The sequence below is a fragment of the Candidatus Poriferisodalis sp. genome (genome assembly GCF_965221945.1).
GTDB lineage: Bacteria > Actinomycetota > Acidimicrobiia > Acidimicrobiales > Poriferisodalaceae > Poriferisodalis.
Genome location: NZ_OZ244925.1, coordinates 3,116,430 through 3,141,159, shown reverse-complemented (window position 1 = coordinate 3,141,159; position 24,730 = coordinate 3,116,430). Strand labels below are relative to the sequence as shown.

Here is a 24,730-nt window from a genome sequence, read left to right as displayed (position 1 = left end):
CCGGGTCGGTGATTCGGCGTAGTTCGAGCGAGCGCTCCGATGCTGAGCATTCCGACACAGAGCACGGCGAGGATCGTCACTGATGTCGTCGCTCCCGGTGCCGTTCGTGTCGCTGGCCGTCGACTGGTGGGTGCTCGTTCCGCAGATCATCCTCGTCGGCGCCACGCCTCGGCCCACGCTGGCGGGTGCATTCGTGAGCGATGGCTTCAGCCTGCTGCTTACCGTGCTGGTAGGCGCAGGTGTGGTCATGACTGCGCTGGTCGCGCATTCAGCCCTCGACCGATACGGCATGGCGCCACGGGCAGCACGAATCTCAGCGGGATCGGGGACTTCCTCTTCGGAACCATCCGGCAGACCGACTACTTGCTGCTCGCTGGCGTCGCGTTGTTGCTGGTCGGCTTGGGGTTCAAGGTGGCCGTTGTCCCGTTCCATTTCTGGGCGCCCGACGTGTACGAGGGTGCGCCAAGCCCGGTCACCGGCTACCTGGCGTCCATCGCCAAAGCAGCGGGCTTCGCGGCGCTGGCGCGTGTGCTGTACGTGGCCGTCGCGGAGCAGAGCACCGCTTGGACGCCGATCCTCGTCGGGCTTGCGTTCGCCACGCTGGCAGTCGGCGCGGTGATGGCCATCTGCCAGATCGATGTCAAGCGGATGCTGGCGTTCAGCTCGATCAGCCATGCCGGATTCGTGCTCGTCGGATTGTCAGCAGTCGAATCGGGAGACGGGGTCTCGTCGGCCGTCTTCTACCTGGTCGCCTATTCGTTCATGGCGTTGGGCAGCTTCGCCGTGTTGTCGGTGTTCGGTACTGAAGCTCGATCGCTGGAACCCGACTCGAGCCCCCATTCCCTCAGCCACTACAGCGGGCTGGCACGTCGCCGACCCGTTCTGGCACTCGCCTTTGCGGTGCTGCTGCTGGCACAGGCAGGTGTTCCGCTGACTGCGGGCTTCGTGGCGAAGTTCGAGGTCATCCGCGCAGCGATCGGCGCTCGTGGCTACATCCTGGCTGCGGTTGCCATGGTCACTGCCGTTGTGGGCGCCTTCGCCTACCTGCGCGTCGTGCTGACCATGTACGCCCCTGAGGGACCGGTTGATGACGGCGACAGCATTCCCGCCGCCCGCGCCAGCCGACCGCGCTGGGGAGGCCTGCCCCTGACATCGGTCTTCGCGATCAGCCTCGCGGTTGCAGTGACGGTTGTTGTCGGCGTATTCCCGCAGCGACTCTTGGAGTCGAGCGCCGACGCCATCCTGTCGATCATTCTCTAGAGCGCGCCCCGCGGCAGCTCCGCTTGCAAAGTTATGAACAAGATTTCAAACCCACAGCAAGTTTCATAACTTTGAATTCCGCGCTCGGCGCACCTGCGCAGCGCCGGCGCTGTTTGGCCGTCGGCCGCCACTTGCAACGGACGCTCGGCGAGTAATAGGTGTATATTGCAGATATGCGGCGTATACAGCTCTATATGGAGCCTGACATCGACGAAGCGCTGACGGCAGCGGCGGCGAAACAGGGAGTGTCACGCTCGGCGCTGATGCGAGATGCTGTGCGCGCATTGCTGAGCGCAGAATCCGATGAGTTCGCGGATCCGCTGGACGCCTTGGTCGGCCGCTTCGATGTTGAACCAAACGATGACATAGATGCGGTCATTTACGGCTACGACACGGCGCCGTGAGATTTGTTGACTCCTCGTTTTGGATAGGTCTCGCGGTCCCGAGAGACCGGCGCCATGATGACGCCGCTGTCCTGTGGCGTGATAGCGGGCCGTTGCGGACCTCCAACTTGGTGCTGGGCGAAACGTGGACGTGGCTGCGGCGCCGTGTCGGTCATACAGCGGCGCTCAGCTTCGTCGAACTCGCAAACGAGTCGCCCAGGCTCTCGATTGCCATGGTCGATGCGGCCATAGATGCGCGGGCGTGGGAGTGGCTGCATCGGCACGACGAGCGCGCCTATTCCTACGTCGACGCCACCAGCTTCGAGATCATGCGCCGTGAGCGGATAACCGAGGCGCTGGCATTCGACGGCGACTTCAGCGCAGCCGGCTTCATCGAAGTACGCCCATAGCCCATGACGAAACGCTGCACTGTGACGAAGATCCGTGCAATTCTCCTCGTGCCAGCGGCTCTTGCGATTGCATTCGCTCTGCTGTCTGCAGCGGCGAGTCCCGCCGGAGCGCATCCGATCGAGCGCTGTTTCTTTGGTTGGATGGAAGAAGATGGCGTCCCGGTGAACGGCAGCCCCGAGAATCCTCGCTACATCTGCCACGACGAGTTCCATCGTCACCCGTGGCGCGACGGGGTGATCATCGGGAGCACCTCGGCCGCTGTGGCCGCGGCGTTGTTTGCACTGATCATCACTCCAGAGGCGCTGGTGGCCAGGCCGTTCTTGGAGTGGGCGTTCCCGCCGGTCAGCAACGTCGCCTTGGCGGCCTAGGTGGCCGTGGCCGGCGGTGTCACTCTGCTCGGCTTGCGCCTCGTCGTTCACAAGCGGCGTCAAGGTGATCTGACAGCAGCGCAGCACTCCTCGTCCTGATGCCTCGCGCTGTCCGTTGGCTTGTGCTTGACGCGATGGGCGTCATCTATCGCGCTGGCGACGATGTCGCTGAGCTGCTCATTCCGTACCTCCGCGACAAAGGCTGCCGACTCTCGGACGCGGAGATCGAGGCTCTCTATCACGCAGCGAGTCTCGGCCGGATGACCAGTTCGGAGTTCTGGCAGGGGTGTGGCGTTGATGGCGATGACGCCGACTACACCGCCGGTCACTCGCTTTCATCTGGCCTCAAGGACCTGCTCGCAGACGTGACAGCTCGTGGCATATGCGTCGCGTGCCTTTCAAACGATGTGAGCGAGTGGGCCGCCCCTCAACGCGATCACTTCGGATTGGCAGAATTCATCGATCCCTGGTGCATCTCCGGCGACATCGGCGTTCGCAAGCCCGACGCCGAGGCTTTCCTGACGCTGCTCAGCATGATCGGAGCTGATCCCGGCGAGTGCCTGTTCGTCGACGACCGCCAGAAGAACGTTGATGCTGCACGTGCAGTCGGTTTCGAGGCAGTGCTGTTTGAGACCGGGTGCTTGGCGTCGCTGCTGCGACCGAAGCGGCAGCATCCTCGCGGGGTGCGCAATGCGTCGGGTGACGTTCCATAGAGTGAGCGGCGAATTCACAGAAGCAACCAAGACGCAGTGTTCGCAAGCCGTCCACAACGAGCGGAATGCTTCGATGCCTGAAGGAAGACTCCACGAGCACGACTTCAATGCCGCACTAGCCGAGGCGATGAAGCGGATGCACGCCGACAAGCGCATCGATTTCAGTCACGAACGCGTCGGCGTGCTCAAGCCTGTTTCTGGGGGCAGCTCGGGTCGTGTGGATGTCCTGGTGAGCGCCGCAGGTCTGCTGCCCGTAGCCGTCGAGGTGGAGTACAACCGCGCCGGCAGTCAGCCGGACAAGGACGCCGTCGCGAGGCTTGGCCTCGAGCTCAAGCGTGACGGCCGCGTCATTGAAGCGGCGATGTCGGTCTTGGCGCCACCGCTTGCCGAGCAGTGGAAGGACCACGAAGAGGCCGTGAGCCGGCTCGTAGGTGGTGCACAATTGCACTACGCCGTCTTCTCACGTTCAGAGAGCTCTGCTGAACCCATCCGTTGGCCGCGAACCGGTTGGCTCACCGGCACGGCTCAATCCCTTTCCGAACTCGCGGTCATGGTCTCGGTTCCGCCTGGACAAGTCGAAAAGGTTGCCTCGGACGCCGCCGACAAGATGCGTGGTATCTCAGAGGATCTCGACGCCAGCCTCAGCGATGACGCCAAGCTCCGGCTGGCGATCGCCATGGGGCGGCCGTCAGGCTCGGACAGCCTCAATGTTGTCGGCGTCGTCTGGCTGAATGCCTTCCTGTTCCAGGACCGGATCGCGCAGTCTCACACGGAGGTGCCGAAACGGGCTGAGGCGATTCTCGACTACAACCCCCTTCCCGAGCTTGTGCAGCAGGCGTGGGAAACCATTCGCGGCATTGACTACCGGTCAGTGTTCGACCCGGCGACCGAGGCACTGCAGATCGTGGAACGCAACGCCGGCACGGCCGTGACTGCGGATCTGCTGGGCCGGGCGGCGCGGATGGCCAACCGTGTCGAGGCAAGCGTGCTCGGCTTGTTCGACATCGGAGGAGAGTTGTTCCAACGCCTCATTTCGGACAGGTCCGAGGCGGCGAGCTACTACACACGCCCAGAAGTCGCGGAATTCCTCGCCCACATCACGGTCAATGAGGGTGTGCAACTTCCGCGGCCTGCTCGCGCACTCGCGCTCGGCGAGTCGGATCACTTGGGTGAGACTTTCCGAATCGCCGACTTCGCCTGCGGCACCGGGACGCTTCTTCGGGCTGCCTACCGAAGAGTCCGCGCGCTTGCACGAGCCGCGGGAGCGCAGCCCGAAGGGTTGGCGGCACTGCACACGCACTTGATGCAGCAGGGCTTCTGCGGTGTCGATATCTCCCCGATCGCCGCTCATCTGACTGCATCGGGCCTCTCGAACATCGAGCCTGGTGCCGATTACCGCCATACCAATATCGGTGTCGCGCAGGTATGCGGGCCGGCGGGCAAGACTGGCTCCGTCGAATATCTGGCCACTGAAGAACTAGCCGACCTGTTCGGCTACGAGGCGTCGACGACGGGGTCCGCGCCGCGCCCTGGTGCCGAAGCGGACGCTCAAGGCCTGTACGCCCCCGACGAGCGCTTCGACATCGTGATGATGAACCCGCCGTATTCACGTTCGCGCGGTGGCCAGGCGCTCTTTGACATCGCCGGGGCAACCGACAGTGAACGGACGCGCGCCCAGAAGCGAGCAGCGACTTTGGTTCGCGACACGCCTGCCAATCTCAAGGCGGGACTTGCTTCGGTGTTCTGCGAACTCGTGCGCTGCAAGCTCAGCCCCGGGGGCCGGGCCGGCATCGTGCTGCCGATCACTGCTGCTGCGTCGCCAGCGTGGGCGGGCATCCGGGCCATGTTCGAGACGCATTTCGACGACTTGCTACTCGTCGCATTCCCGGGTGCGACCCGTGGCGGCGACAGGACGCTCTCGGCGGACACCGCCATGGGCGAGATGATCATTGCAGCCACCAAGCGCTCGGAGCCTCGCACTGACCTCTCGGCAGCCGACATCATGACGGTGGCGCTCGATGAGCCGTTCAGCAGCATTGCCGTAGCTGCGGAGACTGGACGATCTGTCGATGCCGCGCTTCGCGGCCGGGAGGAGCAGCGGGAAGGCAACGTCACCGTAGGATCCGCCGTGACCGGTCGTTGGACGGTGCTGCCGGCCGCCGATGGAGGACCATGGGCTGCAGTCGGGGCGGCGAGCTTCGGCGCGGTGACAGTTGCGGAACGACTCACGCGGCGAGGCGAGTTCATGCCTCTTGATGCGCACGAGCCCGTGTGCTCGGTCGCCATGACGACAATCGGTGAGTTGTTCGAGGTGGGTCCGACGCACCACCGCATTGGCCATGTGGCGGGCAACGAACCGATCGGGGAGTTCGAGCTATGGCCGATTTCCGACGATCAGGTACGAGCGGATGTTTCGCTGTGGGCATCTGACGCGGACGCGCAGACCATGTTGACCGTCGATCCGACTCACTACGGCCTCGCCGTAGGTCCACGACTCGGCGCTGCGCGTGAACGCGCCCTCGTACAGCTGCAACGCGAGCTGTCTCGCTCCGATGGCGGCAATCCCAGCGACGCAGCAGTCGCTGAGGCTCAGGCCGAAGCTGAAGCCAATGAACGAGCTCGTTCCCACAACGCCCTCGCCGAGATGCGCAGATGCCGATCCATACTCTTCTATCAGCGCGGCATCTTCTGGCCGTCACAGGTGGCGCTTGCGGCGATTACGGACAAGCCCGTTATGGGTGGGCGAGCATGGTGCGCGCTCCTACACGACGACCCAGTCGTCCGCTTCGGTTTCGCGATCTGGGCGAATTCGACACTTGGGATGGTGGTCCACTGGTCACGCGCGCAGCGCCAGCAGCATGGACGTAGCAGCGCGCAACTGGAAGGCATCCGGCAGATGCCGTGCCCCGACTTCAACGAAACGTCGACGTATGCCGCAGCCCGCGAATTGCTGGAAACCAGGCTGGAACTCCTTCGTACGACACTCATGCCCGCTCGTGATGCTTACCGCGACCCTGCGCGCGCGGCAGTGGATGAAGCGGCAGCTCACTTGCTGGGAATTCCCGATTCTGAACCTCTGCGCGATCTTACCCGTGACTGGTGTCGCGAACCGTCCGTCCACGACGGAACACCACCGGTGTTTCAGTGAGTGTCGCAATCGGTATTTGTCGGCACGCGATATCGAGAATGAATGGCGAGAACGCATCGGCAGCGGGTGCTCTGGCGATGTTTGACAAGCAGGCCGAGGTTCGGCGCAGGCGGTCCCGCAGTCGCTAGCGTTGCGGTCCGTGTCCGATCTCTTGCGGAGCTATCTGACCGTCGCAATCTTCGGTGCAGCGGCAGTCCTGATGGCCTTCACGATGTTCGGCGTCGCCCGGATCCTGCGGCCGCAACGACCGACACCTCAGAAGCTGATCGCGTATGAGAGCGGCGTCGACCCGGTCGGCAGCGACTGGACCCAAAGCCAGATCCGCTACTACGTCTTCGCGGTTCTCTTCGTCTTGTTCGACGTGGAGGCCGTGTTCATTTTCCCCTGGGCGACGCGGCTCGACGTCTACGCCCTGTTCGGCCTGGTCGAGATGGCGATCTTCATCTTCATCCTGATCCTTGGCCTGTTCTACGCATGGCGCAAAGGCGTCTTGCGCTGGGTGTGAGCGGGAGCGCGTAATGGCACTGGTCGACAAGGTCAAACTGCCCAAGCCGCTCACCTGGCTGCTGAACTTCGGCCGGGCCCGCTCGCTGTGGGTGTACCAGTGGGGCTTGGCTTGCTGCGCCATCGAGATGGGCGCCGCGTTCGGCTCGCCCCGCTACGACGTCATGCGCCTGGGCGTCATCCCGTTCCCCGCCAGCCCCCGCCAGGCCGATCTGGTGGTGATCTCGGGCACGGTCACCGACAAGATGGCGCCGGTCATCCGACGCCTGTATGAGCAGATGCCCGAGCCCAAGTACGTGATCTCGATGGGCTCGTGTGCGAACTGCGGCGGCCCGTACTGGGACAGCTACTCGGTCACGAAGGGCGTCGACCAGATCATCCCCGTCGACGTGTACGTACCCGGCTGCCCTCCTCGGCCTGAGGCACTGCTTGAGGGCATCGTGCTGCTGCAGGAGCGCATCCAGCGCGAGGACATTCAAGAACGCTGGCGAGGTGAGCCCATCGTGGTGCCGCCCTCGGCACCAGCATCGACACGGGTGCCGCCCTCGGCACCAGCGCCGGCGTTGCAGGCCAACCCCGCTCGGGTGCCGGCGTAGCCATGGCGGACGACACCGACGACGGCACCGAAACGCCTGGCGACGAGGCCCGCGAAGCCCTAGCTGCGGAGCTGGCAGAGCTGCTGGGTGACGCCTTGGTCGAAACCCACATCGAAGCGGGCCAGAACCTCTGGCTGCGCATCGAGATCGAGCACTGGCGCACTGCGATCACTGCGCTGCGCGACGCCGGCTTCGTCTATTTCGGCTTCCTGTCGGCCATCGACTGGACAGATGCGCCTGAAGGCCGCTACGAGGACACCGAGTTCGACGGCGCTGGTGTCGGCCAGGACGAAGAAGAGACCACGAGCGCCACCGCCTCCGAAACGGTGCGCCTAGGCGGCGGCGACACTCGCTTCCAGCTGCTCGCACATCTGCACGCCCCGGCACGGCACGTCGCCGTCATCCTCAAGGCCGACGTGACCGATGTCGACGGTGCCCCGGCATCAGTGCCGTCGATCATCGACGTGTTTGCCGGTGCCAACTGGCACGAGCGCGAAGCCCACGAGATGTTCGGCATCCGCTTCGAGGGTCATCCGAACCTGGAGCACATCTACCTGCCGAGCGAGTTCGAGGGTCATCCGCTCCGCAAGGACTTCCCCCTGCTGGCGCGTGCGGTCAAGCCGTGGCCCGGTGTGGTCGACATCGAAGAGATCCCGCCGGAGCTCGAAGCCCAGCTCGAGGCCGAGGTGATGGCCTCCTTTGAGGCGTCGGGAGCGGGCGCATGAGCCCCGCAACTGCGTCCGATGGTGCTCGCAGGTTCGCATCCGGAGCCGCCGCGCTGCGCGAACAGCAGGCCTACGTGGCAGGGCAGGCTGCCGATGCTCGTGTCAACGTCGAACTCGACACGGGCGACATGACGCTGAACATCGGACCGCAGCACCCCGCCACCCACGGGACGCTGCGCATCGCCTGCCGGCTCGACGGCGAGCAGGTCATCGCAGCCGAGCCGTTGATGGGCTACATGCACCGCGGCTACGAGAAGCTCTGCGAGGTCCGTACCTACCCGCAGTGCACCACGCTGATCAACCGCATCGACTGGCTGGGCAGCTTCGCGAACGAGGTGCCGTTCATCCTGGCCGCGGAGCAGCTGATGGGCGTCGAGGCCCCGCCGCGTGCGCAGTGGATCCGAACCATCCTGTTCGAGCTGAGCCGCATCGCGAATGTGTCGCTGTTCCTCGGCGACATGGGTGTGCAGATCGGCGCCCTCACCCCGGTGTTCTTCGCCTTCCGCGACCGCGAGCGGGTGCTCAACCAGATCGAAGAAGTGACCGGCGGTCGCTTCCACCCCAACTTCGACCGCATCGGCGGCCTCAAGGACGACCTGCCACGGGGCTGGATCGCCGAAACCCATGCTGTCATGGCCAAGATGCGCGGCTTCTGTGACGAAATGGAAGACCTGCTCATGGGCAACGAGATCTTCCAGACTCGCTGTCGAGGCGTCGGCGTGATCCCCAGTGATGTGGCTCTGGGCTATGGCCTCTCGGGCCCCAACCTACGAGCCAGCGGCGTCGACTGGGACCTGCGTCGCGACGCCAACCCGGGCCTTGCCTGGGATCAGATCGACTGGCGGGTGTGGACGCACCCCGACGGTGACTCGTTCGCCCGCTACTGGGTGCGGATGCAGGAAACCCGCGAGGCCACCAAGATCGTCGACCAACTGCTCGACGCCATCCCGTCGGGGCCGATCATGGCCAAGGTGCCGCTCATCATCAAGGTGCCAGCCGGCGAGGCCTATGTCTCCACCGAGAACCCGCTGGGCGAGATGGGCTACTACGTGATCTCCAAGGGCGGCCTGGGGCCGTTCCGGGTGAAGATCCGCACGCCCAGCTTCAGCAACATCTCGATCGTGCCCTGGGTCATGCGGGGCACCTACGTGCCCGACATCATCACCATCTTGGGCTCGCTGTACTTCATCCTCGGGGACATCGACCGGTGAGCGCGATGGGAGACCTGAGCGCCCTGCTGGGATTGGCGTACTGGGCGGAGACCAGCATCAAGCTCGGCGTCGCGCTCATCGTCATCCCGACGGCTGCGCTGATGCTCGGCTACCTGTTCCTGCTCAAGATGATGGCCTTCATGCAGAGCCGGCTGGGTCCCCAGGACGTGGGCCCTTCCGGCTCGCTGCAGCTCATCGCGGACGCGATCAAGTTCCTCCAAAAGGAAGACATTCACCCCGCCGCCGCCGACCGGCGCGTTTTTCGTGCAGCACCGGTGGTGGTGCTTGCCTCGTCGTTCCTGCTCTTCGTCGTGCTGCCCACCGGCCCCGACGCTGTCGTGGAAAGCCTCGACACGGGCATCTTCTACGCGCTGGCGGTCTCGTCGCTGTCGGTGCTGGGCGTGCTGATGGCCGGCTGGGCCTCAGCCAGCAAGTACGCACTGCTCGGTGGCCTGCGAGCTGCTGGCCAGCTCATCGCCTATGAGCTGCCGCTGATCCTCGCCGTCATGGGCGTGGTCATCCAAGCCAACTCTCTCAACCTGCAAGAGATCGTGCGGGCACAGGCCACCGGCGAGATCTTCGGCTTCGGCCTCATCGGAAACCCGTTCATCCTGACCCAGTTCATCGGCTTCTTGATCTTCATGATCTCTGCCCAGGCCGAGCTGACCCAGACGCCGTTCGACATGCCAGTGGCCGAGACCGAGCTGGTCGGCGGCTTCCACGTCGAATACACGGGCTTCCGCTTCCTGCTGTTCTTCATGGCCGAAGTGGCCACGGCCTTCGCCTTCTCGGCGTTGGCCACCGTCATGTTCCTGGGTGGTTGGTGGATTCCTGGGTTCGACATCGACGCTCCGATACTCAATGTTCTCGGTCCGGTCGTGATGCTCGTCAAGATCCTGCTGGTGGCCTTTGTCATCTTCTGGATCCGCTTCACCTATCCCCGCCTGCGCGAGGACCAACTCCAGAAGTTCGCTTGGAAGGTCCTCATCCCGCTGTCGCTCGCCAACATCGTCGTGACCGGAATCTTCAAGGTGGTGCTCTAGATGCCGCAGCTCCCCGGATTGCTGAAGGGCCTCGGCGTGACCGCGCGCACCGCAGTGCGCACGCTGTTCCCCAAGCGAGGCATGCGCACGCTCATCCCCGCGCCGCAGCAGGGCTCGGTCACCGTGCAGTATCCGCACGAGAAGGAAGCCCCGCCCGACCGCGCCCGGGGCGTGATTGCACTGCACGAGGAGAACTGCACCGCCTGCATGCTGTGCTCGAGGTCGTGCCCCGACTGGTGCATTTACATCGAAGGCCACAAGGTGAAGGCTCCGCCTCGCCGAGCCGGCGGCAAAGCTCGGACGGTCAACGTGGTCGATCGGTTCGACATCGACTACGCGCTGTGCATGTACTGCGGCATCTGCGTGGACGTGTGCCCGTTCGACGCACTGTTCTGGACGCCCGAGTACGAGTATTCCGAACCGCACATCGCCGACCTGCTGCACGACCGGATCCGGCTCGGCGAGTGGATGGAGACCGTGCCCGAGTTCTTGGCCTACGAGCCGGGCTCGGAGCAGAAAGTGCGCACGGTGCCCGACTTCGGCCCCGACGACATGGCGCCGGTGCGCAAGCTCGGCGCCCCTGTGTCTGATCCCGCCAGCGGAGCTGGCGGCGAGGCCAGCACCGCTGGCGGAGCCGGCGGCTAGGCGGGCACCATGATTGCGCAGAACATCGCCTTCGGCCTCATCGCGGCAGCAACCGTGCTGGCCGCGCTCGGGATGGTGACGACGCGCAACATCGTGCATGCGGCCCTGTTCCTGGTGGCCGTGCTGGGCGGTCTGGCAGCGAACTACATACTGCTGGCGGCCGAGTTCATCGCCACGACGCAGGTGCTCGTCTACATCGGCGCCGTGATGGTGCTGTTCCTGTTCGGCATCATGCTCACCCGGGCGCCGATCGGGCGAATGCCCCAGATGACCGGGGCCACGTGGCCGGTAGCGGCCCTGTCGGCGCTGGCGCTGGGCGGGGTCACCGTCTACGCCCTCATTGACCGCTTCGGCACCGACTCGCTGGCTCAAGACAGCCAGGTCTTTCGGACAGCCGATGTGTCGGACTCAGTCTTCTCGCAATACATCATCCCGTTCGAAGCCATCTCGGTGCTGCTGTTAGCCGCGCTGATCGGTGCCGTCGTGCTGGCGCGGCGGGACTGAGGCAGGAGACGGGTCGATGCTGCTGAACCAGTTCCTGCTATTGGGCGCGCTGCTGTTCGCCGTGGGCGTCTACGGCGCGCTTGCACGCCGCAACGGCGTCATGGTGCTGATGTCGATCGAGCTGATGCTGAACGCCGTCAACCTCAACCTGGTGGCGTTCGGGCTGCAGCACGACGTCGTGTCTGGGCAGGTCTTCGCCCTGTTCATCATTGCGGTCGCAGCCGCCGAGGTCGGCGTGGGCCTGGCCATCGTGCTGCTGCTGTACCGCAACCGCCGATCGATCGCGGTCGACGAGTTCGACCTGATGAAGGGCTGATCGCACGCGCATGCGGATCCTTGAGAACGCCTACCTCATCCCGCTGATCCCGGCGATTTCTTTCGTCGTCATCCTGCTGTTCGGCCGCAGCATCATCGGCATCGAGCGGGTCCAGAAGGTGGGCATCACCGCCGTGGGCATCGTGTGGGTGCTGTCGATGATCGCGGCAGTGTCGTGGATCACGCGGGTGGAGGATGGTGCGTCCTCATCGAAGTCGAACGACGCCGAGCACGCGCTTGTCGAGGTCAATGAAGGGCTGAGCGCGTCGAGCTCGAGTGCCGGCCTCGACGGTGAGCTGCATCTCGCCGCCGAAGACGACGGGCACGCCGAAGACGACGGGCACGGCGCGGCGGGCCCCGAGCCGGTCATCTCCACGTTCACCGGTTGGTGGTCGACTGGCGGCGTCGACTTCGCCGTGGGCACGCTCGTGGACGGCCAGACCGTGCTGCTGCTGGTGGTGGTCACGTCCATCTCACTGCTCGTGCACATCTATTCCAGCGAGTACGTGAAGGGCGACAGGCGCTTCGTCCACTATTTCGCCTTCTTGAGCCTGTTCACCGCCGCGATGCTCTTCTTCGTCATGGCCCAGAACCTGATCCAGATGATCGTGGGCTGGGAGCTGGTGGGCGTCTGCAGCTTCGTGCTCATCGGGCATTGGTGGGAGGAACGTCCCAACTCCGATGCCGCGGTGAAGGCGTTTCTGACCAACCGCGTCGGCGACATCGGCCTGATCGTCGGCGTCATCATCCTGTTCGGCACGTTCGGCACGTTCGGCATTCACGACATCAACGTGAAGATCGGCGAGGCGAGTCGCGTCGCGAGCGAAACCGGGACCGTCAACCCGTATCACTTCGCCCTCCTGATGGCGTCTATCGCACTGATGGCAGCAGTCGCGTCCAAGTCGGGCCAGTTCCCGCTGCACACCTGGCTGCCTGACGCCATGGCCGGACCCACGCCGGTCTCAGCGCTGATCCACGCGGCAACCATGGTCGTAGCCGGCGTGTTCATGATCGGCCGGCTGTACCCGGTCTTCTACGAGGGTTTCTCCATCGGCACCTCGTCGATCAACCTCATGGCGTTCATCGGCGGCTTCACGGCCCTCGTCGGTGCCGGTCTGGCGTTCGCCCAGTGGGACATCAAGAAGGTGCTGGCGTACTCCACGGTGAGCCAGCTCGGCTACATGGTGATGGCGCTGGGCGTGGGCGCATGGACCGCCGCCATGTTCCACCTGTTCACGCACGCCTTCTTCAAGGCCTGCCTGTTCCTGGGGGCCGGATCGGTCAGCCACGCAGCGCATCACACCTTCGACATTCGCGAGATGGGCGGCCTGCGTAAGTACATGCCGCACACGTACAAGACGTTCGTGATTGCGACGCTGGCGCTGGCGGGCATCTTCCCCTTTGCGGGCTTCTGGTCGAAGGATGAGATCCTGCTCGGGGCGCTCGCGGGTCAAGAGAACGCCTACCCGCTCATGCTGATCTTCGGCTGCGTCGTGGCGCTGCTCACCGCCGCTTACATGACCCGGGTCATCTGGTACACGTTCTGGGGCGAGTACCGGGGCCTTGGCCACCCCCACGAGTCACCCAAGGTCATGACCGTCCCGCTGTGGATCCTGGCGGGCATGGCTGTGGTTGCGGGCGTGTTCAACCTGCCCACCGGGGTGCTCTCGCCCTTCGGGCTCGAGGGCTTCGCCCACCGTGTCCAGACCTACTTCGAGCCGTCGCACTACCTCAACGCCATCGGCCTGTCACATCCGGACCCGTCGCTGGTGTTGGCCCTCGTGGGCCTGGCGCTGGCGCTGGCCGGCATAGCCATCACCTTCATGTACTTCTGGCGCAACGCCGGACCGCACGGGCTGACCGAGCGCAACCGCTACGCCAAGGCCGGCTACACGTTCCTCGAGAACAAGTACTACCTCGACCACCTCTATACCGACATCGTGGTGGGCTCGATCAAGGCGCCCATCGCTCGTGCCGCCAACTGGGTCAACGACAACGTGATCGACAAGGTCGTCAATACCGCAGGTGAGTCAGCCCGCGACGGCGGCAAGTGGGTGTATCGCTGGATCGACCAGGGCACCATCGACAACACCGTCAACGCGCTCGGCACCGGTGCCGATGCCGGCGGTCAGGGTCTGCGGGTGATGCAGACCGGCAAGGTCCAGGACTACGGCTCGCTGCTGTTCGGCACAGCGGCCGTGGTTGCCATCGTGTTCGTGATCGTCCTGTGACCAGTGAAATGACGCAGAGACATGTATCAGGGTCGTAAGCAAGAGGGAGCTTCGTAGTGGACGCAACTGGATTCGACGCTTGGGCGCTGAGCCTTGCGGTGTTCCTGCCGGTCGTCGGCGCGCTCGTGATGATGCTGGTGCCGCGTGCGCGCGAGCTCGAGCTGAAGCTGATCGCGCTTATCTCGTCGCTGGCAGCACTGGCCGTCGGGGTGTACCTGCTGTTCACCTTCGACTACGGCAATGCGGGGTCGCTGCAGTTCGTCGTGGAAAAGGGATGGATCAACGCGATCGACGCCGACTACATCCTGGGTCTCGACGGGCTGTCGATGCCGCTGCTGATCCTGTCGATGGTGATCATTCCGCTGTGCGTCATCTACTCGTGGGAGCACATCCCCGAGCCGGGTAACGCCAAGGCGTTCCTGATCCTGATACTCATCCTGGCGTCGGGCATGAACGGCACCTTCGTGGCGCAGGACCTGATCCTGTTCTTCGTCTTCTTCGAGGTCGTGCTGTTGCCGATGTACTTCATGATCGGCGTGTGGGGCGGCGAGAACCGCCGCTACGCCTCGCTGAAGTTCTTCCTGTTCACGCTGTTCGGCTCGGCGCTGATGATTGTCAGCTTCGTGGCGCTGTACTTCGTGTCGCGCAACGACAACGGCCTGCTGCTGCATACGTTCGACATGCGCGAGCTGGCCGACGTCGCCGGCGTCGGCTTGACCCGGGGCACGCAGGCGATCATCTTTGCCGGCCTGTTCATGGGCTTCGGCATCAAGGTGCCGATGTTCCCCTTCCACACCTGGCTGCCCGATGCGCATACCGAGGCACCCACGGTGGGCTCGGTGATCCTGGCGGCGATCTTGCTGAAGCTCGGCACCTACGGCTTCGTGCGGATTGCGCTGCCGTTCCTGCCCGAGGGTGCCGCAGCGTGGGCGCCGTGGATCGGCCTGCTGGCGGTGATCGGCATCATCTACGGCGCGTTGGGATGCCTCGCACAAACCGACATGAAACGGCTCATCGCGTTCAGCTCGGTGGCCCACATGGGATTCGTGATGCTGGGCATCTCCACGCTGACTGACTTCGGCATCAACGCCGCAGTGTTCGGCATGGTGGCCCACGGGATCATCACCGGGATGCTGTTCTTCCTGGCCGGTTCGGTGAAGGAGCGGTACCACACGCTGGAGATCAGCCGCTTGGGCGGGCTGCTCAAGGCGGCGCCCCGGATGGGCTGGATCCTGGGCATCTCCGCCATGGCATCGCTGGGCCTGCCCGGCCTGGCCGGATTCTGGGGCGAGTTCCCGGCGATCCTGTCGGCCTACAACCCCGGCGCAGGCCTGCCCGAAGAGACCTTCCGCACCTACATGGTGATCGCGGCCTTGGGCACGGTGTTCGCCGCCGGCTACCTGCTGTGGCTGTTCCAGCGCAGCGCCTTCGGCGAGCCGCAGGCCGAGTGGGAGGGTCACACGATTGCCGATGTAAACCGCTACGAGTGGGCGGCGTGGGCACCGCTGATCGTGGCGATGGTGCTGTTCGGCATCTTCCCGGGCCTGATCTACGACATGGTCGATGACGTGTCGGTCAACATCGTCGACAGCATCAACGCTGCCGTGGCGCGGAGCTGACGATGGACCTCGGGGCGATGCTCGCGTTTGTACGGCCGACACTTGACTGGCACGCGCTCGCACCCGAGCTGACCCTGCTTGGTGTCGGCACGCTCGTCACGGTCGCCGACATTGCGTTCGACGACCGGGCGAAGCGCATCATGCCGACGCTGACCGGCATCGGCCTGCTGGTCACGCTGATACCGATCCTGACCCTCGCGGCCGACGGTGCCGAGCGGTCCATGTTCGGCGGGGCCTACGTTGTCGACGACTTCTCGCTTGTGGTCAAAGCGCTGTTCATCGTGGTCGGCTACATCGTGGTGCTGATGTCAGTCGACTACGTGCGTGACGGCGACTACTACGAGAACGAGTACTACACGCTGCTGCTGACGTCACTGCTGGGCATGGTGATGATGGCCAGCTCGCGCGACTTGGTGAGCGTGTTCGTTGCGCTGGAGCTGCTGTCGATCCCCGCGTACATGCTGGCGGCGTGGCGCAAGGGCGGCCCGCGCTCCAACGAGGCCGGCTTGAAGTACTACCTGATGGGGGTCTTCGCCTCGGCGGTGATGCTCTACGGAATGTCGCTGCTGTTCGGCGTGGCCGGCGACACCGACTTCGGGACGATTGCAGAAGCGCTGAAGGGCGAGGGCTCGAGCCCGATCGTCATCGTGGCGATCCTGTTCGTGCTGATCGGCTTCGCGTTCAAGGTGTCGGCCGTGCCCTTCCACACGTGGGCGCCCGACACCTATGAGGGTGCTCCGACGCCGGTGACGGCGTTCTTGTCGGTGGCATCCAAGGCGGCGGGCATGGTGGCGCTGCTCGGGCTGGTGTTCGTGGCGTTCGAGGGCGCTGCCGATGTCGTCCAGCCGTTCTTCTGGGCACTGGCTGTGGTGACGATGACGGTGGGCAACCTGATTGCGCTGCGCCAAACCAACATCGTGCGGATGCTGGCGTACTCGGGTGTGGCACAGGGCGGCTTCATGCTTGTGCCGTTTGCGGTTGCCTACGAAGAGAGCACCGCGGGCACCCTGGCGAGCGCCCGCGAGGCCGTGATCGTCTACCTCATCATCTACGCCTTCATGAACCTGGGGGCGTTCAGCGTGGTGCTGGCGGTGTCTCGTCGCACCCGCTCTGGCGCGATCGACAGCTACGCCGGACTGTTCAGCTATGCGCCTGGCATGGCGGTGCTCATGACCCTGTTCCTGGCGGCACTTGCCGGCATCCCGCCGGCAGGCGGATGGTTCGCCAAGTTCGTCGTGTTCCGGGCACTGGCTGATGCGAGCACACCTGCGGGCTGGGTGCTCGCCGCGATCGTGGCCGTGAACGCAGTGATTGCCTTCGGCTACTACGCCCGGGTGCTGGTGCAGATGTGGATTCAGCCGGTGCCCGAAATGGTGGAACTCGGCGTGGACACGCGTGACGACACCGATGACGAGCTGGCTGTCGAGTTGCCAGCCGAGACAGGTGCCGACGAGGGTGGCCTTGTTGCCGTCGAGACTCGCCCGGCCACGATGGTGAGGTTCCCCCCAGGACCGATACCGATGACTGGGGCCCTGGCGGCGGCACTTGCCATCACCGCGATCGCCACGCTGGCGCTCGGGATCTTCCCCGGGTTGGTCAGTCACTTCGGCGATGTCGCAACGTTCGACTTCGGCGGCTGAGCGCTGGCGGAGCGTTGTGCTCCGCTGTACAGACTGATGTCGATGGCTGGGGCTCAGCGCTTCGACGCGTACATGGACGAAGCGCTGTATGGCGATTCGGGCTTCTACGTGCGAGGGGGTCATCCCGGAGCGCGCGACGGCGATTTCACCACCTCGGTGGAACTGGGATCGCTGTTTGCTCGGTGCCTGGCTGGATACTTGGACCGCACGTGGCATGAGCTGGATCGCCCCGACCCATTCGTCGTGGTCGAGGGAGGTGCCGGCCGCGGGATGCTGTGCAGCAATGTGCTCGCCCATCTTGGCGAGTGCCGTGAAGCGCTGCGCTACGTGATGGTCGAGCGCGTGGGCTCTCAGCGTTCCGAGGCTGAGGCGCGGGTCGGCGCCCAGGATGTCGAGCAGCCGGTAGCGGCGGTGCCAGATCTTCCGTCGGGTCCGCTGGTGGGTGTGGTGCTTGCTAACGAGCTGCTCGACAATCTGCCGTTCCGCCTGCTCGAACGGTCCCACGACGGGTGGCAGGAAGTGCACGTGCAGCGCAGCGAGTCTGCTGCCGTCGAGGTGCTTGTTGCCGCCGGGGCGGACGCCGTCAACATGGCCGCTGCACTGGCTCCCGAAGCGGGCGTCGGCGCACGAATCCCATTGCAGCTGCGGGCAGCTGTTTGGATGCGACGTGCGCTGGGCCTGCTGAGCCGCGGTCGCGTGTTGATCTTCGACTACGGGGTGCGCAGGACTGTCGAACTGGCAGCGCGGCAATCGGGCGACTGGCTGCGGACCTACCGCTCCCAACGCCGAGGGCACGACCCGCTGCGCGAGCCCGGCACTGCAGACATCACCTGCGAGGTGGCCTTCGATCAATTGCCGCCCGGTGCCGCATTGAGCTCCCAGGCCGACTGGCTCAGCGCAGCCGGCATCGCCACGCTGACCGCCGGGGCACGGGCACTGTGGGAACGCAGCCGGACGGCCCCCACAGCCGAAGCCCTTGCTGCGAGGGCCCTGCTTGACGAGGCATCGGCGCTGACCGATCCCGATCGCTTCGGCGCCTTCTGGGTTGCTGAGTGGCGCACCGGCTGACCAGATTTGGGATATCTCTCATGCGTTGCGTCTCGCTGTGGGCCGCTTGGCGGGCGGCAACTACTCTGCGAATCTGGCTGCGCAGCCCGGGCGTTGCCGATCCGGGTCATTCGGTTGCAGCACGACGAGACAGGGGTACCGATGGCTGACGCAACTACTCAAGCGACGATCGAGGACTACTACGTCGAGGACCGCGTCTTCGAGCCCGCCGGGGAGTTCCGATCCGCTGCGCTTGTGGCAGACCAATCGCTGTACGACGAGGCAGCCGCTGACCGGCTGGCGTTCTGGGCGCGACAGGCACGCGAGCACGTCACTTGGTTCCGCGATTTTGACACCGTGCTCGAGTGGGATCTGCCCTTCGCTAAGTGGTTCATCGGCGGCACGCTGAACGTCTCGTACAACTGCCTGGACCGTCACGTCACCGCCGGCCGCGGCGACAAGGTGGCCTACTGGTGGGAGGGCGAGCCAGGGGATACACGCACCATCACCTACGCCGACCTGCTCGACGAGGTGTGCAAGTTCGCCAATGTGTTGAAGAGCCTCGGTGTCGAGCGCGGCGATCGCGTGTGCATCTACATGCCGATGATCCCCGAGCTGCCGGTGGCGATGCTGGCGTGTGCCCGCATCGGTGCGGCCCACTCGGTGGTATTCGGCGGGTTCTCGGCCGACTCGCTGTCGGACCGGATCGACGACGCCTCGGCGAAGCTGCTCATCACCGCCGACGGCGGCTACCGCCGCGGCGAGCCATTCGGACTAAAGGACACTGCCGACGCCTCGGTGGCCGCGACGAACTCCATCGAGAACGTGGTCGTCGTGCAGCGCACCGGCCAGGACGTGTCATGGAACGGCGACGTCGACCACTGGTACCACGACCTGATGGCCGGTGCGGGGGACGAATGCCCGCCCGAGCACATGGACTCAGAGGATCTTCTGTACCTGCTGTACACCTCGGGCACCACGGCCAAGCCGAAGGGCATCATGCACACCACCGGGGGCTATCTCACTCAGGTGGCATTTACGCATCGCTACGTGTTCGACCTCAAGCCCGACGCCGACGTGTTCTGGTGTGCAGCCGACATCGGCTGGGTGACTGGCCACAGCTACATCGTCTACGGACCACTCGCCAACGGTGCGTCGTCGGTCATGTACGAGGGCACGCCGGACACGCCGCGCCCGGAGTTCCGCGACGACGACCGGGCAGCCTGGCCGAAGGACCGGCTGTGGGACATCATCGAGCGCTACGGGGTGACCCAGCTGTACACAGCGCCGACAGCCATCCGCACGTTCATGAAGTGGGGCTCAGCAGAGGTCGAGCGGCACGACCTGTCCAGCCTGCGGGTGCTCGGCACGGTCGGCGAGCCGATCAATCCCGAGGCTTGGATGTGGTACCACACCCACATCGGCGGGGGCACCTGCCCGATCGTGGACACCTGGTGGCAGACCGAGACGGGTGGTCACATGATCACCCCGCTGCCGGGCGTCACCACCACCAAACCCGGTTCAGCCACTCATGCGCTGCCCGGCATCTCGGTGGAGCTGGTGGACGATGCCGGCAATGTCGTGGAGCGCGGCGGCGGCTACCTGACCATCACCGAGCCGTGGCCGTCGATGCTGCGTGGCATCTGGGGCGACCCCGAGCGCTACCGCGAGACCTACTGGAGCGCGTATGAGGGCCGCTACTTCGCCGGGGACGGCGCCAAGATCGACGATGACGGCTACCTGTGGCTGCTCGGGCGTGTCGACGACGTGATGAACGTCTCTGGCCACCGGATCTCGACCACCGAGGTGGAATCGGCGCTGGTCGACCATCCGTCGGTTGCCGAGGCCGCCGTGGTCGGCGCGACCGACGCCACCACCGGCCAGGCCATCGTGGGCTACGTCATCCTGCGCGGCGGCCACGACGCCAGCGATGAGCTGCGGGAAGAGGTGCGCCAGCACGTCTCCACCAAGCTGGGGGCCATTGCCAGGCCTAAGGCGGTGGTGCTGGTGCCGGACTTGCCCAAGACCCGCTCGGGCAAGATCATGAGGCGTCTGCTGCGCGACGTGGCCGAGGGACGCCAGCTCGGTGACACCACCACACTGGCCGACGCGGGCGTGGTGGACGAAATCCGCGCCCGCGCCGCTGACGCCCCGAGCGAAGACTGAGCCAGCTTGGCTTCCTCCGACGGCGACTGGCCGTCGTACTGGTGGTGGCGGGCCGGGCCGGTGCCGCCCGGCGACTGCGTCATCGTCGACATCGACGGCGTGCTTGCAGACGCTGCCCACCGCCAGCATCACCTGGACGGCCCCTGGCGCGACTGGGACTCGTTCTTCGCCGACGTGGGCGACGACGATGTCCTCGAAGAGGTGGCCGAGTTGCTGGTGCTGCTGTCCCCCGACCTGGTGGTGGTGGCGCTCACGTCACGGCCGACGTGGGTGTCCGACGCCACCCTCACCTGGCTGGTGAAGCACGGGCTCCGCTGGGACCTGCTCATCATGCGGCCCATGGGCGATTTCCGGCCGTCGCCCATGTTCAAGAGCGATCAAACCCTTGCGTTGCAGGAACAAGGCTTCACCCCCCGCCTTGCCATTGACGACGACATGCGCAACGTGCGCATGTACCGCGACCTTGATCTGCCGACCCTCTACATCGACAGCGGCTACCACCCCCACTGACCCGGGTACGACGGCCTCGGACCTGACAGCATGAGCCGATGGCATCTACGGCGTTGGTGATCGGAGGCACGGGGCCGACGGGTCCCGGCGTCGTCAATGGCCTGATCGAACGCGGATACGAGACGAAGATCCTGCACACCGGGCGCCACGAGGTGGACACGATCCCGCCGAGCGTGGAGCACATCCACACGAACCCATTCCGCGCCGCCGAGGTCGAAGCAGCACTCGACGGTGCCACGTTCGATGTCGTCTATGCGATGTACGGGCGGCTGCGCGACTTGGTGCCATTCTTCGCCGGTCGCTGTGGGCAGTTCATTGCCGTCGGAGGAGTGCCGGCCTACAAGGGCTTCGCCCGCCCCAAGCTCAACTGGCCGCCCGGCATGCTCGTGCCGATCCGTGAGACAGCCGAGCGCGCCGTCGACGATTCCAACGACAAAGTGGCCAAGATCGTCGCCACCGAGGACATCGTCTTCGACCATCACCCCAGCGCCACCATCTTCCGCTACCCACTCATCTACGGACCGGGCCAGATCAACCCTCGCGAGTGGCTGATTGTTCGGCGCATCATCGATGGTCGCAGGCGGGTCATCATCGCCGATGGCGGTCTCACCCTGCGCACCGCCGCCTACGGCCCGAACGCCGGGCATGCGCTCACCCTGGCCGTGGACCGTCCCGAGGTGGCTGCCGGCAAGGCGTACAACATCAGCGACGAGCACGTCCTCACGGCTCGTCAGACGGTCGAGATCATCGCCGCCGCGCTCGATGTCGAACTCGACATCGTGAACCTGCCCGAAGAACTCGCCACTCCCGTACGTCCCTTCCTGGGCGGCGAGCACTCGCTTCACCAGATGACTGGCCCCGATCTGCTCATCAGCGACTTCGGGTACCGCGACCTCGTGCCTGCCGTCGAAGCGATCGGCGTGACGGCCCAGTACCTGCGCGACAACCCCATCGAACGAGGCAGCATCACCGAGATGCGCCTGCAAGACCCGTTCGACTACGACGCCGAGGACGCTCTCATTGACGCCTACCGGGCTGCGATAGGGTGCGCCAGCGAACTCGCAGCCGACTATGACCCCGAGTTCCGGGACCGCTACGCCCCGGGCTCGGACGACTGGCGCCTCGTCGAAGCCAAGAACTGACGATCACCCACAGCGGCTCCGGCACTGTTGCTCGTGACCACCGCGAAGCTGGTCGTCATTAGCCTGCATCCCGACCGGCACATCTACTGTGGAGCGACGGAAAAGGGGCAGCGAACAAAGTGCGCAACACGGCCAAGACCACCGTTCTTCTGGCAGGCCTCGCTGGCCTGATTCTGTGGATCGGCAGCTTCTGGGGCCAAAGCGGCCTCACCATCGCCGTGATCATCGCTTTGGTCATGGTGGGCGGCAGCTACTGGTTCAGCGACAAGCTCGCGATCCGCTCCGCCCGGGCTCAGGAAGTCCAGCCGCATCAGCTCCCTGAGTACTGGACGATCATGCGCGAGCTCACCGAGCTGTCCGGCCTGCCCATGCCCCGGCTCTTCGTCTCGCCCGACCCGCAGCCCAACGCCTTTGCCACCGGCCGCAATCCGAAGAACGCGGCGGTGTGCGTCACTGAAGGGCTCATCCGCCACCTCAGCTGGTACGAGATCCGCGGCGTGCTGGCCCACGAAATGGCCCACATCCGCAACCGGGACATCCTGATCGGCTCGGTGGCCGCAGCAGTGGCCACTGCGATCACGTTTGCAGCCCGGATGGCGTCGTTCGCTCTGATATTCGGAGGCGGCGGGCGCGACAACGACCGCAACGCGTTCAGCGAGATTCTGCTCATCATCCTTGCGCCGATCGCCGCCATGCTGTTGCAGATGGCCATCAGCCGCAGCCGCGAGTACCAGGCAGACCGCACCGCAGCCCGGCTCATCGGCGACGGGGAGCCACTCGCGCAAGCGCTTGCGAAGCTGGACGTGGCCTCGAAAATGGTCCCCAGCCTGGCCGACCCAAATCAGGCCCAGATGTACATCGCGAACCCGCTGGCCAGCCGCCGGATGGGCTTCAAGGGGCTGTTCACCACGCACCCGCCGATGGAAGAGCGCATCCGCCGCCTGCGCGACGGCTCCTGGCAGGAAGCGATCTGAATCGGCTTTCTCGACCGGCGAGCTGAGACGGCGAGCTGAGACGGCGAGCTGAACTCGGGCGTCAGTCCCGGAAGTTCTCGAACTGCAGCGGCACGTCGAAATCGCCAGCCTTGAGCTCGGCGATGACCGCCTGCAGATCGTCCCGCTTCTTCGACATCACCCGCAGCTGATCGCCTTGGGTCTGCGACTGCACGCCCTTGATGCCCAGCCCCTTGATGAACTTGTTCAGTTCCCGGGCCCGGTCCGATGAGATGCCTGCTTGCAGAGCGGCTTCCTGGCGAACTGTCCCACCGGAGGCCTCCTCGACGTTGCCGTAGTGGATGGCCTTCAAGCTGACCTGGCGGCGCACGAGCTTCTCTTCGAGCACGACCCGCATCGCCGTAAGCCGATCTTCAGTGCTTGAGCGCATGGCGATTGCGCCTTCGCCCAGCTCCACGGCACTGCCGGTGTTGCGGAAGTCGTACCGGTTGGCGACCTCGCGGGAAGCCTGATCCACGGCGTTGCGGATCTCCTGCATGTCCACTTTGGAAACGACGTCGAATGAAGGCACAAGCGCAAGCTACCGACGCGAATCAGGCAGCAGACCGTGGGTCTTGTGGTGCTCTGGGCCTTACCGACGGTGTCGCGTGCGCCGGTAGCCTGCCCACCTCTGGGGTCGGTGCCCGAGCGGACAAAGGGAGCGGGCTGTAAACCCGTCGGCTACGCCTACGGAGGTTCGAATCCTCCCCGGCCCACCAGCGTGATTCAGCGGCCGGCGGTGAAGCCGCCGTCGATGGGGTAGAGGCTGCCGGTGATGTAGCTGGCTTCGTCGGAAGCCAGGAACGCCACCAGCGCAGCGACTTCGTGGGGTTCGCCGTAACGCTGCACGGGCAGGCGTTCGGCGAATCTCTTGCGGATGTCGTCAGCGTCGTCGCCACCGATGTAAGCCTCCAGCGACCGCATCATGCGCGTCTCAATGGGCGCAGGGCACACGGCGTTGACCCGCACGCCAGAAGTCGCCAGTTCCAGCGCGGCCGACTTGGTGAGCCCGGCGACAGCGTGCTTGCTCGCCGAGTACGGAGAGATGCCCCGGGAGCCAAGCAGGCCAGCCACCGATGCCGTGTTCACGATGGACCCGCCGCCGCTTGCGATCATCGCCGGGGCGGCGTACTTGATGCCGAGCCACACGCCGCGCACGTTGACCGCAATGACCTGGTCAAAGGACTCCTCGGAGTACTCGATCATCGGGGCGTAGGTGCCCTCGATGCCTGCGTTGTTAAACAGGACGTCGACGCGTCCGAAAGCCTCACGGGCAGCGTCGACGTAGCCGGCGACTTGGGCGGAATTGGTGACGTCGGCGGGCACGGACAGCGCTGTGCCACCAGCGCCTTCGATGGCCCCCACCGCGGCGTCGAGGTCGGCCGACGCCAGGTCCACCGCAACCACCGACGCTCCCTCCGAGGCAAACCGGGCACAAGCCGCCAGCCCGATTCCCCCGGCCGCTCCCGTCACAATCGCCACCCGACCCGTGAACCTGCTCATCAATTAGCTCCCTGCCGTCGATCCAAGAATCCCGCCGACCGTACTGCCGCTATC

General features: G+C 65.2%; 24 protein-coding genes and 1 tRNA gene. 23 read left to right on the top strand and 2 right to left on the bottom strand.

Going from position 1 to position 24,730, the window contains the following annotated elements:
* The first annotated feature begins 39 nt into the window (after positions 1-39).
* The 22 genes from ACOQPH_RS14725 (at position 40) to ACOQPH_RS14620 (ending at position 23,155) form a co-directional block, all read left to right on the top strand.
* Positions 40-1,260: an NADH-quinone oxidoreductase subunit N gene (locus ACOQPH_RS14725; RefSeq protein ID WP_420622099.1), complete on the top strand. Its 1,221-nt coding sequence runs from the start codon at positions 40-42 to the stop codon at positions 1,258-1,260.
* Between the two features lie 173 nt (positions 1,261-1,433).
* Complete coding sequence (locus tag ACOQPH_RS14720; protein ID WP_420622098.1) at positions 1,434-1,664, top strand: CopG family transcriptional regulator; 231 nt, start codon at positions 1,434-1,436, stop codon at positions 1,662-1,664.
* Entirely contained in the window at positions 1,661-2,053 is a 393-nt protein-coding gene (locus ACOQPH_RS14715) for a type II toxin-antitoxin system VapC family toxin (RefSeq protein ID WP_420622097.1), read from the top strand. The genes ACOQPH_RS14720 and ACOQPH_RS14715 overlap by 4 nt, the downstream gene beginning before the upstream one ends.
* A 48-nt stretch (positions 2,054-2,101) precedes the next feature.
* Complete coding sequence (locus ACOQPH_RS14710) at positions 2,102-2,422, top strand: hypothetical protein (protein ID WP_420622096.1); 321 nt, start codon at positions 2,102-2,104, stop codon at positions 2,420-2,422.
* Between the two features lie 134 nt (positions 2,423-2,556).
* Complete coding sequence (locus ACOQPH_RS14705; protein ID WP_420622095.1) at positions 2,557-3,135, top strand: HAD family hydrolase; 579 nt, start codon at positions 2,557-2,559, stop codon at positions 3,133-3,135.
* Between the two features lie 73 nt (positions 3,136-3,208).
* Positions 3,209-6,283 (top strand): hypothetical protein, encoded by a 3,075-nt coding sequence (locus ACOQPH_RS14700; protein WP_420622094.1) that lies wholly within the window; start codon positions 3,209-3,211, stop codon positions 6,281-6,283.
* A gap of 139 nt (positions 6,284-6,422) precedes the next feature.
* Positions 6,423-6,788, top strand: a complete 366-nt coding sequence (locus ACOQPH_RS14695; RefSeq protein ID WP_420622093.1) for an NADH-quinone oxidoreductase subunit A — start codon at positions 6,423-6,425, stop codon at positions 6,786-6,788.
* A gap of 13 nt (positions 6,789-6,801) precedes the next feature.
* On the top strand, positions 6,802-7,383 hold the full coding sequence (locus ACOQPH_RS14690; RefSeq protein WP_420622092.1) for an NADH-quinone oxidoreductase subunit B: 582 nt from the start codon (positions 6,802-6,804) through the stop codon (positions 7,381-7,383).
* A gap of 2 nt (positions 7,384-7,385) precedes the next feature.
* Positions 7,386-8,108 (top strand): NADH-quinone oxidoreductase subunit C, encoded by a 723-nt coding sequence (locus ACOQPH_RS14685; protein ID WP_420622091.1) that lies wholly within the window; start codon positions 7,386-7,388, stop codon positions 8,106-8,108.
* The gene (locus ACOQPH_RS14680) at positions 8,105-9,319 is read left to right on the top strand and encodes an NADH-quinone oxidoreductase subunit D (RefSeq protein WP_419551214.1); all 1,215 of its coding nucleotides are present in this window, start codon (positions 8,105-8,107) and stop codon (positions 9,317-9,319) included. Before ACOQPH_RS14685 ends, ACOQPH_RS14680 begins: the two co-directional genes overlap by 4 nt.
* A gap of 5 nt (positions 9,320-9,324) precedes the next feature.
* A complete protein-coding gene (nuoH, locus tag ACOQPH_RS14675) occupies positions 9,325-10,362 on the top strand; it encodes an NADH-quinone oxidoreductase subunit NuoH (RefSeq protein WP_419554788.1) in 1,038 nt (345 codons plus the stop codon).
* The gene (locus ACOQPH_RS14670) at positions 10,363-11,007 is read left to right on the top strand and encodes a NuoI/complex I 23 kDa subunit family protein (RefSeq protein WP_420622090.1); all 645 of its coding nucleotides are present in this window, start codon (positions 10,363-10,365) and stop codon (positions 11,005-11,007) included.
* A 9-nt stretch (positions 11,008-11,016) separates the two neighbouring features.
* Positions 11,017-11,511, top strand: a complete 495-nt coding sequence (locus tag ACOQPH_RS14665) for an NADH-quinone oxidoreductase subunit J (RefSeq protein WP_420622089.1) — start codon at positions 11,017-11,019, stop codon at positions 11,509-11,511.
* 16 nt (positions 11,512-11,527) lie between these two features.
* Positions 11,528-11,827 carry an NADH-quinone oxidoreductase subunit NuoK gene (nuoK, locus tag ACOQPH_RS14660; protein WP_420445516.1) on the top strand — a complete coding sequence of 100 codons (300 nt, stop codon included), beginning with the start codon at positions 11,528-11,530 and terminating at the stop codon, positions 11,825-11,827.
* Between the two features lie 10 nt (positions 11,828-11,837).
* On the top strand, positions 11,838-14,057 hold the full coding sequence (nuoL, locus tag ACOQPH_RS14655; protein WP_420622088.1) for an NADH-quinone oxidoreductase subunit L: 2,220 nt from the start codon (positions 11,838-11,840) through the stop codon (positions 14,055-14,057).
* A 56-nt stretch (positions 14,058-14,113) separates the two neighbouring features.
* On the top strand, positions 14,114-15,676 hold the full coding sequence (locus ACOQPH_RS14650) for a complex I subunit 4 family protein (RefSeq protein WP_420622087.1): 1,563 nt from the start codon (positions 14,114-14,116) through the stop codon (positions 15,674-15,676).
* A 2-nt stretch (positions 15,677-15,678) separates the two neighbouring features.
* The gene (locus tag ACOQPH_RS14645) at positions 15,679-17,316 is read left to right on the top strand and encodes an NADH-quinone oxidoreductase subunit N (RefSeq protein WP_420622086.1); all 1,638 of its coding nucleotides are present in this window, start codon (positions 15,679-15,681) and stop codon (positions 17,314-17,316) included.
* Between the two features lie 42 nt (positions 17,317-17,358).
* Positions 17,359-18,384 carry an SAM-dependent methyltransferase gene (locus ACOQPH_RS14640; RefSeq protein WP_420622085.1) on the top strand — a complete coding sequence of 342 codons (1,026 nt, stop codon included), beginning with the start codon at positions 17,359-17,361 and terminating at the stop codon, positions 18,382-18,384.
* A gap of 141 nt (positions 18,385-18,525) precedes the next feature.
* On the top strand, positions 18,526-20,529 hold the full coding sequence (gene acs / locus ACOQPH_RS14635) for an acetate--CoA ligase (protein ID WP_420622084.1): 2,004 nt from the start codon (positions 18,526-18,528) through the stop codon (positions 20,527-20,529).
* Between the two features lie 6 nt (positions 20,530-20,535).
* Positions 20,536-21,039 (top strand): hypothetical protein, encoded by a 504-nt coding sequence (locus ACOQPH_RS14630; protein WP_420622083.1) that lies wholly within the window; start codon positions 20,536-20,538, stop codon positions 21,037-21,039.
* 38 nt (positions 21,040-21,077) lie between these two features.
* Entirely contained in the window at positions 21,078-22,181 is a 1,104-nt protein-coding gene (locus ACOQPH_RS14625) for a hypothetical protein (protein ID WP_420622082.1), read from the top strand.
* A gap of 119 nt (positions 22,182-22,300) precedes the next feature.
* Positions 22,301-23,155, top strand: coding sequence for a zinc metalloprotease HtpX (locus ACOQPH_RS14620; protein ID WP_420622081.1), 855 nt, complete (start codon positions 22,301-22,303; stop codon positions 23,153-23,155).
* Between the two features lie 61 nt (positions 23,156-23,216).
* On the opposite strand, the gene ACOQPH_RS14615 is transcribed toward ACOQPH_RS14620, so the two are convergent.
* Positions 23,217-23,672, bottom strand: a complete 456-nt coding sequence (locus ACOQPH_RS14615; protein WP_420624361.1) for a YajQ family cyclic di-GMP-binding protein — start codon at positions 23,670-23,672, stop codon at positions 23,217-23,219.
* A gap of 135 nt (positions 23,673-23,807) precedes the next feature.
* Here ACOQPH_RS14615 and ACOQPH_RS14610 point away from each other — a divergent pair.
* Positions 23,808-23,892 (top strand) — tRNA-Tyr (locus tag ACOQPH_RS14610).
* A gap of 7 nt (positions 23,893-23,899) precedes the next feature.
* Here the strand turns inward: ACOQPH_RS14610 and ACOQPH_RS14605 are convergent.
* A complete protein-coding gene (locus ACOQPH_RS14605) occupies positions 23,900-24,676 on the bottom strand; it encodes an SDR family NAD(P)-dependent oxidoreductase (protein ID WP_420622080.1) in 777 nt (258 codons plus the stop codon).
* Between the last annotated feature and the right edge of the window lie 54 nt (positions 24,677-24,730).